This window comes from Cohnella fermenti, assembly GCF_004801405.1.
Lineage (GTDB): Bacteria > Bacillota > Bacilli > Paenibacillales > Paenibacillaceae > Cohnella > Cohnella fermenti.
Map to the genome: position 1 here is coordinate 66,656 of NZ_SSOB01000018.1, position 13,526 is coordinate 80,181.

Sequence of the window (13,526 nt, forward strand, 5' to 3'; positions counted from 1 at the left end):
AATTTCACATAAATTCCTGCAGGTACCGGCATTAACGGCATCACAACCTTCAACCAAAAAATCCGGGGGCTTCTGCGCCCCCGGATACACCGCCGCCTTACCCGACCTCCACTGCCGCACGCCCCGACTCCATCCCGTCCGCGAACGCCGTCAGTTCCACGCGGCCGGGTTCGCCCGTCAGCGAGAGGACTGCGCTGGCACAGCCCCGGTACAGGTGGCGCCATGAGGAATCGTACGGCTCGGCGGAGCAAAGATCGCCGTTGTCCACGCCGATGAGCTCGGCCGGGCCGATGACGCGGAATGTCACCTTGGAGCTGTCGCGGAACACGGGCGTGCCGTCCTTGTCCAGCGCGCGGACCGTGAACAGTTGCGAATAGCCTTCCCTTGCCGCCAGGCGAGTCTCGGCAATCGGGTCGAAGCCGAGCTTCGCGGCCTGGCCCGGCGTGCGCAGCGTGTACTGGCATACCTCTTCGCCGTTATTGAAGCCGCGAACCGTGACCGTTCCCGGCAAGTACGGAAGGAAGCCCGTAATCATCCGGTTCGGATAGGACGACGGCTTGTTCACGTAGAACCGCTTGCCGTTCACCTCGACCGTCACTTCTTCGCAGTTGGAGGCGATCATATACGGAACGACGGTCTTGTTGAATTGCGGGAAGCTCCAATGGCTCGCATATCTCGGCGCATCCCAATGCTCCTTCACGCCCTCGTCCTGCAGCGAGTAGTCCATCACCGCGAAGTAGACCATCGGCTGCTCGGACCAATAGCTCTCGTACAGATACGAGATCGGCTTGCGCTCGCCGTTCGTCGCGAACACCGAGCCGGCCCAGCCCTTGGCCGGGTATCCCATCGACTCGCCGAGGTAATCGATCCCCGTCCACAGCATGCCTCCGATGACGTAGTCGTGTTTTTCCACATCCATCCACGGCACTTCGTCGCTGAAGTTCTGCATCTGATCCACATGCCCGCGGAAAAACTGATACGTCTCCGACCCCAAAATCAGCTTGTCCGGAACTGCCTTGTGGATGGCCGGGTACCATTGCTCCTGGTAGTTGCAACTGATCACGTCGACGATCTCGGCGATTCGCCGGATGCGCTCGACCCTCTCGTTCAGATCGTCGATCTCCGTCTCGCTGACCTCGTCGACGAATTGCTGCACGTCCTTCACCTGGGCCAGGTCCACGTTGCTCTCATACTTGAAGTGCGGGTTCATCGCATAGGAGACCGGCCGCGTATCGTCCAGCGTCGCGAGATGATCCTTAAGCATCTTAAGAATCCGCAGCATCGACGGCTGTCCCTGATTCTCGACCTCGTTGCCGACGCCCCACATGAACACGCACGGGTGATTGCGGTCCCGCCTCACCATGCTCTCCAGGTCGCGCTGCCATTCCGTCTCGAAGTACCTCCGGTACGAGCCGGCGGTCCACTTGTCGAACGGCTCCTCGTAGACCAGCAAGCCCAGTTCGTCGCACAGATCGAGAAGCTCCGCCGCCGGCATGTGGTGGGCGGTCCGGATCGCGTTGCAGCCCATCGCCTTGAACCGGATCAGCCGGTCTCGCCAGATCTCCGACGGGGCGGCGATCCCGAGGCAGCCCGCATCCTGGTGAATGCAGAAGCCTTTGATCTTCGTCGCCTTGCCGTTCACGAACATCCCTTGGCCGGCGATCATCTCGATCTCCCGGACACCGATCCGCATCGCGTACGTATCGACAGCCTGCTCCCCGTCCAGCAGCGACAGCTCCAGCGCATACAGGTGCGGCGACTCGGGGCTCCACATCTTGACCTGCGGAAGCTCGAGCCGAATCGTTCCGCTGCCGGACCCGGACGAGACGTCGGCCGTCCCCTCCTTCAGGCTGGCTGCGACCGGGTCGGTCGTGCCCGTCCGAATGACGACGATCCCCTTGTCCCCTTCGACGGCGGTCGTCACCTGAATGTCCTCCGGCTTCAGATGCCGCTTCGGGAGCTCGAGAAGCTTGACCGTGCGGTAGATGCCGGCCCCCGAATACCATCGATCGGACGGCAGCGCCGTGTTGTCCACCTTGACGAGAATCCGATTGTGTCCCGCCCGGATGCAGTCGGTAATCTCCACCGCGAAGCTCGAATAACCGTACTTCCGTCCTCCGACTTCGGTGCCGTTTATCCAGACCGTACTATTCTCATAGATGCCATCGAACTGAAGCTGGTAGACACGATCCTCTCGAACCTCCTGCAGCCACAGCTCCCTCCGATACCAACCGATGCCCTGGCGGTCCCGGAAGCCTTGCGCTTCGGCCTGGTCCATCTGGCGGTTCGTCGGCGTGTGAATGGCCCAGTCGTGGGGCAGCCTCACCGGCGCGAAGCTCGCGTCATCAGGCTCTTGCAGCGTAAACTCCCACCCGCTCATGATCTTCGTTACCACTCTGCACATAACGTCACGTTCCCTTCCTTCAGGCAGTTATCTTTGCTATATTATTATTGTAAATTGCGGGGAATCGGCTAACAATCTAATGATTTTAAGAAGGATATGATAATATTAAGGTGGTCGGCCATGCCAAGAAGATACATTCCCGTCGTGACGCCATCCGACAAGGAGCTGCCGTACTACGTGCTGGATGTGGGGCAGACATGGCAGCAGGAGCACGTCGTCAGGCCGAACGGCTACCTGCACCAATGGATTCAGTGCGTGGAGGGAGAAGGCGAGCTGAAGCTGGAGGGCAAGACGTACCGAATCCGGGAAGGAACGGCCATGCTGCTGTTCAAGGGGGCGCCGCATGAATATTATGCCGCAGGCCCGACCTGGGTGGTCGATTGGATCGTCTTCGACGGCGGGCAGGTGGAGACGTTCCTGAAGCAGACGGCCGGCATCGCGTCCTCAGGCGTTCTATACTTGTCCAATCCGGAGGCGTTCCGGGTGCGAATTCAGGCGGTCCTCGACCTCGATCGGGCGGACGTGGCCTTCAAGGGACTTCACGGCTCCAGTATCCTGTACGGGCTGCTGACCGACATTATGCAGTACGCCTCCGCACAGCCGAACAACAGCGCTACAAGTTTGAATCTTCGGTTGAAGCCGCTTTTCCACTATATCGATCTGCACTACGCCGAGGGCCTGACCTTGAACGAGCTGTCCGCCTTGACCGAATACACGCCGCAGCATCTGTGCACCGTCTTCAAGAAGACGATGGGCATCCGGCTGTTCCAGTACATCAATTCCGTGCGCATCAAGAAGAGCAAGGAGCTGCTTCTGCAGCAGCCGAACCTGCAGGTCAAGGAGATTGCCGGGATGGTCGGCTTCGACGACGTCAACTACTTCTGCACCGTCTTCAAGAAGCTGGAGCAGCGGAGCCCGAACCAGTACCGGGGCCTTCATGCGAGGGGGTAGGGGACGCTGAGGGGGCACGGAGGGGATGAGGTTGGTCCATTCCGGATTTGGGTGCAGGCCGCGAAATGTAGTAGGAAATTCATGCTTATTGGCCGATTTGGGGTGCAGATTGCATAATGTAGTCGGATTTTCATGCTTATTGGCTCGTGTTGAGCGCGGGCTGCGGAATGTAATCGAAAATCCGTGCTTATTCTCTTATTTGGAGCGCATGCCGCGAAATGTAGTCGAAATTTCACGCTTATTGGCTCGATCCGACCTCGGGTCAAGCGCGTTATGGTTCACAATAAAGAAAAGCCCCGGGAAGGGGCTTGCAGGGGCTTACGATTGAGCGGGCTTCAGAGAGTCTACTTCTACCATCGTTTCGCTTAAATCCGTCTCCATGGCGGTCATCCGACGAGCGAGGGTTTTGAAGTTGACGCTCGTCTCGTGCTGGAAGTCGGTTAACTTCTTATCCGTATGTTTAATTAACGCGATGATATCCTCATTCTGTGCTGCCTCTATGCGATTCAGAGAATTCTGCACCGAGTCGAAGCGATCTTCGAAGGAATCCAAGCGCAGATCGACCTTGTCCAGTCTAAGCTCGACATTCTCTAGCCGGGACTCCACCTTATCCATTCTCAGTTCGAGATTCTCTAGCCGGGAGTCCATCTTGTCCAGTCTATTGTCGATCTTCTCCAGGTGGGAGTCGATGGTGTCAAAGCGCTCGTTCAATGGTTGCAGTTGTTCTTGAATAACCAGTCTTAATGCGTTCACCAATTCAGCATCCATCGGCAGAACCTCCGTCATTGGATTAGAATAAGTATAGCATCTGTAGGGCCGAATGACGAACCCTTCTTCGGTTGACTGTTATCAGCATACCAAACAAACGTTCGCATGTCTACTCGACTTTCCCGGCTTATTGGGTTAATCTTACTCCTTACTGGAATGCTTGCTAATGGTCTGCATCGTGACCGGTCCGAGCAAGCCCGACGGAAGCGAGCGCCGATCGTATCGATTGCTTAAGCTGTTCGTCACTTCGACGCGCAGCTTGTTGCTCTCGCGAAGGAGCTCCCGCCCGATCGTGAAGGTGTATGGCTTCCACATCCGCACGCCGATCTCGCGATCATTGACGAACACTCGCACCAACTCATGCGCGTCCCCAAGATCGAGCGTAACGGTCGGCTCCTGCGGCGAATCGGAATCGCAATAAGAGCCGGAATCGGGAAGCCCGAAGCCTTTCTCATATACCACCGTCCCGGAAAAACACCGCATGCCATCCCATTCCATCCATGAGGCGAGTGTCCGAACTTCCCCGTTCACGTGCTCGCCTTGCACCTGCCAGTTGTCAGAGAGATCGGCTAATTCGACGCCTCTATCCGCTGAAGTCTCAATCGGCTCGGCTTCCCGGCTCGGGTCGATGGCGATGACCACACATTCCCGGCGATCGATGCCGAATTCGATGGAGGTTCCGCCTTCTGCGACGGGAATGGCCCTCGCCGCTTCGATGGCCCCTGTCCACGGGTCCCACCGCTCGGCATACCCGGCTTGCGCCGCCCGAAGCTTCCCTTCGTATCGCTCCTCGCCTTCATTCACGATGACATGGAAGGTAACGCCGTCCTTGACCACACAACTGATGCGAATGGACGGCTGAGCCGGCTGAAGCTGCGCTTCCCGGCCCAACGCATTCAAGACCGCTTGGGAAATATCGGACAACGAGACGCAACGCTGTCCAACCTCCATCGCACTCCGTTCATCCGGCGAGGCATCCAGCACAACGCCGCCCTGCTGGACGAACGCCTCCAGCAACCGCCAGGTGTCCGCTTCCAGACGGGCTCCGTCCTCGATCAGGACAACGGTGTAAGCCTGCTCAGCAATGCGAATCGTGCCGTCAACCAACCGATAGGAGCTCCGAAGCAGCTCTTCCTCCAGGTAATTAAATTCGATCTGATGCTCATACAGCGGCTTGACGGCGTTCCATGGCAGATACTCGGCCCCGGCAAGCACGGCCACCTTCGCCGTGTTCGCGCTGTCCGTCATCAGCCAGCTCATCCGCTTGATGTAACGGGAGAAGCGCGCATATTCCGGCCACCAGATATTGTTCGGCCCGACATCCGGCGGACGCTCGTCCCGCCGCTCGTCCCGGATCGAGTAATAGAACGCGTGCGGGGAGATCAGGTTGACTCCGCGGACGAACAGCCAGTCCAGGTACCACTTCATGTTGTCCGCGCTCAGCGCCCATCCTCCTTCGACGCCGCAGACGCCGAAGCATTCGTTCAGGTTCCGCCTTCTTCCCCGGTGGCGGGCCGCATCGGAGGAGCACTTGCCCATCGTGCTGTGCACGCCGTCGATCGCCTTGCCTTCTTCCGGCGCGATATATCGCCAGACGACGTCCTGTCCCGGGATATGGAAGTGCTCCAGCAGCCCAATATCGTTACTGACCGCCGGATGCCCCGTAAGCGCAATTCCATGCGCCTCGCACCAGTCGGCAAGCGGTTTATAGTAGGTTCTCGCCAGCCGCTTGCGAATGGCGGCTTCATAACCGTCGCGAATCCGCCCGGTGGCCTCCCCGGCATCGAACCAGAGCGCCGCCAGATCGGTCTCGCGACCGCCGCCTGCCAGGAACTCGTCCAGGAATCCGCTTGTCCACGGCTTTAATCGCTGCTTATGCCCCCGTCCGAGCAGGTCCGGCTCATCCGTGAACATGGCGAACACCGTGGTGCCGAAGTAACGCTTCAGCTTGTTGTAATACTTCTCATGCGTCAGCGCGATAAAAGCCTGGACCGCCTCCGGGTTGAGCAGATCGGCCGCCAGGGGAGCATCCGGTTCGCCGTCATCCTGCCCGGGATGAACGCCGCGAATCGTCCCCCGCGATGGCGTCTCGACGAACAGCAGGACGGACCAATCGCCGTCCTCCGGAGGCTCGAAGCGCACGGCGTTCTCGGCAACAGCGAGCCGAATCGCGCTTCCCGCTTCGATCTCGGTGTCGGAGCGCTTCCGTACGGCCAACGCCGACACCGCCTTCTCCCCCGCCTGCAGCGAGAATGGAACGATTGCCGTGTCTACTCTTGCCGCTTCTTCTTGGTTCGTAGCTGCTTTTTCCGCGCCATGCCCTTGCCCCAGTCCCGGCCCGCTGGCAATCTCGCGCATCTCCAGCCCAAGGCTGGCGAAGTCGGGGTTCTGCCGCACGACCATGCCGCAGGCGGAGCCCGAGGGATACATGCCTTCATCGTAGAGGATTACTCTCATGCCCAGCTTGTCGGCTTCCGCCACGGCCGCTTCAACCAGCTCCAGATAAGCTTCCGATAAGTAAGGCATGGATCGCGGGAGCCCCATCCGGGGATGAAGCACGAAGCCGTGCACTTCCTTCGCATGAAAATCATGAATTTGACGGATGAGCTCCTCCCTCGACAGCGCGTCATTCCAGAACCAGAACGGAATCGGGCTGAATTCCGCCGGCGGTTGTTCGAATTGCTTCCTCAACCGATCATATGTCTTCACGTCTCACACCTCATTCGGGGGTTATCGCATTCGCTCCCTGCCACTATACCAAGCCCTGCCGGAGCTGTAATTGCAGCTTTGCCGGGCAGCTATGCAGTTTTGCCGGATATCCTTATAATGAGGGCAGAAGGAGGCGAGCGAGATGCAAGCGCAATCGGCAGGTTCATTCCAGCTCTGGAGTCCCACGGTGAATTACGCCGGTCGAACCGTATCGGAGCCGGGCTATCGCTGGGGCCCTCGTCTCATCCCGGACCATCACCTCATCTACCTGCTGTCGGGCGTCGCCGAGTTGCGCCTCGGCAACCGAGCCTTCGAGCTCCGCGCCGGAGACATCGGCCTGTACGGGAGAGACACTCCGATGACACTGCGCTCCGCCGCTCCGTCGGCTGCGTTCTCGTACTACAGCATCCACTTCAACTGGGAAAACCCTTCTGCCATCCCAGACCACCCTTCGGCGAAAATGCGATACTGCGACGAGGCGGAGCTGGACCGGGAGCCGGCTCCCTTATTCGTGACCCTTGACGACGGGCAGCGGCTCGCGCTTCCGTTCGTCGCAAGGGCGCCGCAGCTCGAGCCCTTCATCAGTCAGGTGGTGGACGACTACCTGCAGCAATCGTTCGGGTACGAGCTTGTGCTGCGGGGCCGGATGTGCCTGCTGCTCGCGGAGCTGATCCGCCATCTGCGGGAGGAACGCGAGCCGGAGGCGAGGCGCAAGGTGCTGCCGGCGCTGGAGCTGATGCGGGAGCACCCGGACCGGAGCTGGCACGTCTCGGAGCTGGCGAGCGCCTGCGGCTACCAGCCGGCCTACTTCGCCGAGCTGTTCAAAGAAGCCTTGGGCGCGACGCCCAAGGCCTACATGATGGAGCAGCGGATTCGTCTGGCCAAGCAGCTCCTGCTCGTCGGAGAGCCGATCGATGCGATCTCCGACCGGCTCGGGTTCGGCAGCCCGCCTTATTTTCACCGCAGCTTCAAGGACGCAACCGGTTTGACTCCTTCGGAGTTCCGGATGGGAGGAAGGTGAGGAAGGCTCATTCGACCGTCGCAACCCTCAGCGTGTAGCTCTGCCCCCGTTCTGTCGGGAACACCGTCGCCCCATCCGCATTCCCCGCGGCGGCAACTTCGGCTTCGCCCGCGAAGACGCGGAAGGGCAAGCGGCACACGATCGCGCAAGGCTGTCCGAGAAGCGATACGATCTCGGCTTCGGTCAGTTCGCCGTTCGTCCAGCGCAAGCTCGCCTCGAATCCGCCTCGCGCCCGCAGCCCGCGGACGAAGCCGTCCGGCCAGCGATCGGGCAGCGCCGGAAGAAGCTCGAGGAAGCCTTGATGCGACTGCAGCAGCAGCTCGGCGATTCCGGCCGTGGCGGCGAAGTTGCCGTCGATCTGGAACGGAGGATGGGCGTCGAACAGATTGGCATAGACGCCCCCATGGTCATGATTGATCGGCTCGTCCGCCCGGACAAGCCGCAGCAGATTCGAGATCAGCCGCTCCGCCCGGTTGCCGTCCTTGAATCTCGCCCATAGATTGATTTTCCAACCGAGGCTCCACCCCGTCCCGCCATCTCCGCGAATGTCCAGTGAAGCCCTTCCGGCACGGAACAGCTCCGGCGTGGACCTCTCTGAGAGCAGTTGCCCCGGATAGATGCCGACCAGATGGGAGACGTGCCGGTGATGGACATCCTCTCCTTCGTAATCGTGGCTCCACTCCAGCAGTTCGCCCTGTTGGCCGATGCGCATCGGCAGCAATCTGCTCTTCGTCCGCTCCAGCCCGCGAACCCACTCCTCCTCGTCCCGAAGCTGTCGTCCGGCCCGAATGCATATGTCGAGCAGTTCCCCGATCAGGCTCAGGTCCATCGTCGCCGCCTCGCTGACGGCATAGCGGCCCTCCCCGACCCGGAACTTCTGCTCCGGCGACGTCGAAGGAGAGGTCACGAGATGCCCGTCCTCGTTCTCGATCAGCCAATCCAGGACGAACAAGGCGGCATCCTTCAGAATCGGGTAAGCCTCGTTGCGAAGGAAATCCTCGTCTCCGCCGAAGGCATAATGCTCCCACAGATGCCGGGTCAGCCAGACGCCGCCCATCGGCCAGAGCGCCCATACCGGATCGCCGCGGCCGAAGTCGCCGACGGGAGCGGTCTGCGCCCACAGATCGGAGTTGTGATGCGCCACCCAACCGCGCGCCCCGTAATTCGTCGCCGCCGTCCGGCGGCCGTTCTCGGCCAGCCGCCCGACGAAGCGAAGCAGCGGCTCGTGAAGCTCCGCCAGATTGCACGTCTCCGCCGCCCAATAGTTCATCTCCGCGTTGATGTTGAGCGTATAGTTGCTGCTCCAGGGCGCTCTCGTCTCCTCGTTCCAGATGCCCTGCAGGTTGGCCGGCTGCGTGCCCTCCCGAGAGCTGGCGATCAGCAGGTAGCGACCGTAATGGAACAGCAGCTCGACCAGGCCAGGATCGCGGCTGCCGTATTCTGCGATTCGCTTATCCGTCGGGAGGTCGGCAGGAGCTGGGCTGTCTCCCAGACGAAGTTCGACGCGACGGAACAGCCGGTCATGGTCGTCGATATGCCGTCGGCGCAGCTCCGCGTATTCCCGACCTCGCAGCGCTTCGATCGCCGCCGCGGTCAGCCGCTTCGGCTCGCGGGCTTCGTCGCTGCCGCCAAGCTTCGGCTCGAACGAGGTTGCCGCGCTGAAGAAGAGTGTCGCCTCCGTTGCGCCTTCCAGATGAAGCCCATCGGCATCGACCCGAAGCGTTCCGCCGACGTGCTCGATCGCCAGCCTGCCGTGGTAGCGAAGTCCTCTGGCCGTGCCGGGAGCGCCATAGCGAACGGGACTCTCGATATCGTCGTAATTGGCCGAGACATGCTCGGGCGCGATGCCCGAGAGGGTGAACTGGTCGTCCTCCGTCCCGGTAGAGTGGCGAAGCGGGCTGTCCAGCCGCGCCCGGAAGCTCAGCCGACCTTCCTTGCTCGCCGTCAGCCGCATAACAATTGCCTGATCGGGATGGGATGCGAAGATCTCGCGAGTGTAGACGACCCCGCCGATGGCGTAGGTCACGGAAGCGACCGCTGTCGCCAGGTCGAGCTTGCGCTCGTAGCTTCCATAGCTGAGCTGGCCGTGCTCCATCGTGAGAAGCAGATCGCCGAAGGGCAAGTACGATTGCGTGAAGGGGCCCATCATCTCCTTGGCCAGACGGTCCGCCTCTTCATACCTCTTCCGGGCGATCAGCTCCCGGATCTTCGGCAACGCTTCCCTCGCGCCGGGATTGTTCCCGTCCTGCGGATATCCCGACCAGAGCGTATCCTCGTTGAGCGCGATGCGTTCCTTCTCGATGCCGCCGAACACCATCGCGCCGAGCCTGCCGTTGCCGACGGGCAGCGCCTCGACCCAGTGAACGGCGGGCAATTGGAATTGAATGTTCATTGCGTAGTCCCTCCATATATTCGCAGTGTCTGCCGCTGTCTGAGTTTGATTCCGATTCCGATTCTGATTCAAATCGAATTCGAATCTATAAATAATGAACCAAAGATTATAACGAGCAGATTATAACGAGCACACTCGTATCGATACTTCTCGCATGGCATAAGGTTCTATTGCAATGATGTTGGAAGTTTGTCGTTCTGACCGCGGGCCGCGAATTATAGTCGAAATTTCAGGCTGGTTCGCTCAATCGGCTGCGGGACGGCGACGCTTCGGCTCTGAATGCTGGTTTTTTCAGCATTCAGCCGCGGAACGGCAAATTATTGTCGAGATTTCAGGCTTATTCGCTCCAACGGGTACCGGCCGCGGATCAGGAATTTCCGGTTCCCAATTCTGCGCGATGTAACTTGCCAAGATAAATTCATTCGTTCAACTTAAATAAGTCAAACTTAATTAAACCTTATTTAAAACTAAATTTAAACTGAATTCAAACCAAATAACCCGAACGTTCTCAGGTTGGCCGGTACTTCCTGCGGCATCTGTGTGAACGTTATTCGAACGTACCGGCAAGCCGCCCGCTTCACCGGCTTGACGAGCGTCTCGCCGTCCTTCCCAAGCTCCACCGCCTTCTCCCGATGATCGAGCAGCGGCGACCACGACTCCCCGTCGCTCGAGCCTTCCAGCACGAACCGATACATCCCCGCCCGTTCGAACGCAAGCTCCACTCGGTCCGGGTACTTGACGCCCTCCAGATCGAGCATCCACCACTCTCCCGAAGCCAGGCTTCCTGCTCGCCAGGAGGAGCCGGGGTCGGCATCATTGGCGTTGTTCTTGCCATAACCGCGCGCTGCGCTGCTTGCCTTGTTCGGCCGATTCGTCGCCAGGTCGAGCAGTTGCTCGCGGGCCTCCTTCACCTGCACGGCAGACTTGGAGGGAAGAGGAATCGTCAGGTCCGGCTCCGACTCTATCGCTGCAGCCGATTCTATCGTTCCGATCGAATGATTCGTTCCGACCGATTCCGTCGTCACGATCGTCAGCCTCGCTTCCTGAAGACCTGGCGATGTCGCCACGATGACCGATACTCCCGCATAATAAGAACGGAAGACGATCGCGCCAAGCCCTTCAATCACCTGCAAGCCGGTGTCGGTGTCTATCCGCTTCGCAGCGTACGACGGGAATTGCCCCGGACCGGATTCGACCGTCAACGCGACGGGAGCGGACGCAGCGACCCGCTTCCCGTTCTCGTCGACAAGCTCGACAACAAGCTGCGTATCGTCGGTCCCGTCGTTGCGAATCCGCGTCGAGCTGCCTACGCCTGGATATAACCGCAGCCGCGTCGGAGTGCCCGGCCTCGGCCATTCCGGCTCCCCGCCCGGCTCCTTCGGCGGCTCAATGCCCAGATAGCCGAGTGCCGCTCTATCCATCGCTATTCTCGCCCTCGCCGTTCGCTCCGACTCCACTGATTGCTCCAACTCTGACGCTTCCCCCGCCGCATTCAAAGCCGTACTATTGAAGCGATGCCAGTACCAGCCGCGCAGCGGAAGGCGGTAATAATCGACAATGCCCATATGTCCCATATCGTTGGCTAGACTGCCATGATGGAAGCCGCACCAGAGTGCCTGTCCGCATCGCCACTTGGGCGCCGCATGGCGATAAGGATCGGTTCGGCTCGCCGCGACATGATCGTAATACGGGCGATAGCAGCCGGGACGATCCATCACCTCGCTGCCATATTCGGAGACAACCTGCGGAATGACCGGCCGTTCCGTCTCCGGATCGTCAACCCGTTCGTCGCCGTCCCACTTCATATAGAAGCCGCCGCCATCGCCGTTCAAGCCGGCAACGTCCGCGATATCCGGTCGGTCCAGCTCCCATCTCTGCGCGCCTCCGACCGCCGCCGGGCGTGTCGGGTCCTCCTCGCGGGAGACGGCGACCATCCGGCGCAGAAGCTCGACCGCCTGCTGACGGACGGACTCGTGGCTGAAGAACGGCTCGTTGCCCATGCTCCAGACGATCACGCTCGGCCGATTCCGGTTGATGCGGATCATCTCGCGCAATTGCCTGATCGCGCTGATCTCGAAGCCCTCCCGGTCCTCCTCCAGCACCGGGTACGCGCTGGCCCGCCAATCGGTCCGCTCCCCCGTATCGTTGGCTCCTCCGCCCATTCCCCAGAAGGTCGCCTCCGACCAGAACAGAATGCCGTATTCGTCGCAGGCGCGAGCGAAGGCGGGATGGTGCGGATAGTGGCTGCCGCGAATGAAGTTCATCCCTGCGTCCTTGATCATCTTGACGTCGCGATAGATCGCCGCCTGCGTGACTGCGTCTCCCCAGCCCGCCTGGTCCTGGTGAACGTTCGCCCCGTTCAGGAACAGCCTCCGGCCATTAAGGAAGAAGCCCTCGTCCGCCGTCCACTCCATCCAGCGGAACCCCATCGTATCCTCGAACTCGTCGACGACCTCCCCTTCCGCAACGATCTCTGTCGTCACCCGGTACAGATACGGATCGTCCGGACCCCACAGCCTAGGATTGGAGACTGGCCCGCCGAAGCTGTCGGCCTTCCGTGTCGTGCCTGCCGCTACCTCAAGCGTCCGCTCCGTCGCGACCGTCTCCCGGCCCTCGCGATCCCGCACGACCGTGCGGACCGTAACCCGCTTGTCCTCCTCCGAACCATTGACGACCTCGGCTTGCACACGTACCTGCATCCGTGTCTCGTTCCCATCGTTCGACAGAAGCGGCGTGGTCACGAATGTGCCGTTCCATGCAAGATGCAGCGGCTCGGTAACAGTCAGGCTGACGTCACGGTAGATGCCGCCGGAGAACGTATGCTCGCCGGAGCGCGGCGCGATGCGCCCGCTCCACTCGTTGCCGACCCGGACGGCGATGACATTCGAGCCGTCCCGCAGCCACTCCGTAATATCGTAGCAGAAGCCGGTATAGCCTCCTTCGTGCCGCCCGACCAGGCCGCCGTTGACGAATACCTCCGCTGTCTGGAAGACGCCTTCGAACGCCAGATGCACGAGCTTGCCCGCCCATTCCGGCCGATAAGCGAATCGCTTGCGGTACCACCCCGACCCGATAAACCATTCATTCTCCATATAATAAGGAATGCTGAAGGAATGGGGCAAGCCGACATGCCGCCAGCCGGTGTCGTCATACTCCGCTTGCTTCGGACGTTCCTCCTCATAGCCGAACTCATCGCTGCGAACGAATCTCCATTCCCGATTCAAGTTGATACAGCTTCTTCTCCGTTCCGATCTCACAGGCCATCACCACTCCAATAGAAC

7 protein-coding genes are annotated in these 13,526 nt (G+C 60.5%); 2 read left to right on the forward strand and 5 right to left on the reverse strand.

What is annotated here, in order from left to right:
- Window positions 1-97 precede the first annotated feature (97 nt).
- A complete protein-coding gene (locus tag E6C55_RS15625; protein ID WP_136370740.1) occupies window positions 98-2,404 on the reverse strand; it encodes a sugar-binding domain-containing protein in 2,307 nt (768 codons plus the stop codon).
- A gap of 120 nt (window positions 2,405-2,524) precedes the next feature.
- Between E6C55_RS15625 and E6C55_RS15630 the strand changes: the two genes are divergently transcribed.
- Window positions 2,525-3,355, forward strand: a complete 831-nt coding sequence (locus E6C55_RS15630; RefSeq protein ID WP_136370741.1) for an AraC family transcriptional regulator — start codon at window positions 2,525-2,527, stop codon at window positions 3,353-3,355.
- Window positions 3,356-3,673: 318 nt separating this feature from the next.
- On the opposite strand, the gene E6C55_RS15635 is transcribed toward E6C55_RS15630, so the two are convergent.
- Window positions 3,674-4,123, reverse strand: a complete 450-nt coding sequence (locus E6C55_RS15635; protein WP_136370742.1) for a hypothetical protein — start codon at window positions 4,121-4,123, stop codon at window positions 3,674-3,676.
- Window positions 4,124-4,264: 141 nt separating this feature from the next.
- The gene (locus E6C55_RS15640; protein ID WP_136370743.1) at window positions 4,265-6,832 is read right to left on the reverse strand and encodes a glycosyl hydrolase; all 2,568 of its coding nucleotides are present in this window, start codon (window positions 6,830-6,832) and stop codon (window positions 4,265-4,267) included.
- A gap of 142 nt (window positions 6,833-6,974) precedes the next feature.
- On the opposite strand from E6C55_RS15640, the gene E6C55_RS15645 reads away from it, so the two are divergent.
- Entirely contained in the window at window positions 6,975-7,853 is an 879-nt protein-coding gene (locus E6C55_RS15645; RefSeq protein ID WP_136370744.1) for an AraC family transcriptional regulator, read from the forward strand.
- Window positions 7,854-7,860: 7 nt separating this feature from the next.
- On the opposite strand, the gene E6C55_RS15650 is transcribed toward E6C55_RS15645, so the two are convergent.
- Together E6C55_RS15650 and E6C55_RS15655 are read right to left on the reverse strand one after the other, a co-directional pair.
- Window positions 7,861-10,245: a glycoside hydrolase family 95 protein gene (locus E6C55_RS15650; protein ID WP_136370745.1), complete on the reverse strand. Its 2,385-nt coding sequence runs from the start codon at window positions 10,243-10,245 to the stop codon at window positions 7,861-7,863.
- Window positions 10,246-10,718: 473 nt separating this feature from the next.
- Window positions 10,719-13,502: a glycoside hydrolase family 2 protein gene (locus E6C55_RS15655; RefSeq protein ID WP_136370746.1), complete on the reverse strand. Its 2,784-nt coding sequence runs from the start codon at window positions 13,500-13,502 to the stop codon at window positions 10,719-10,721.
- Between the last annotated feature and the right edge of the window lie 24 nt (window positions 13,503-13,526).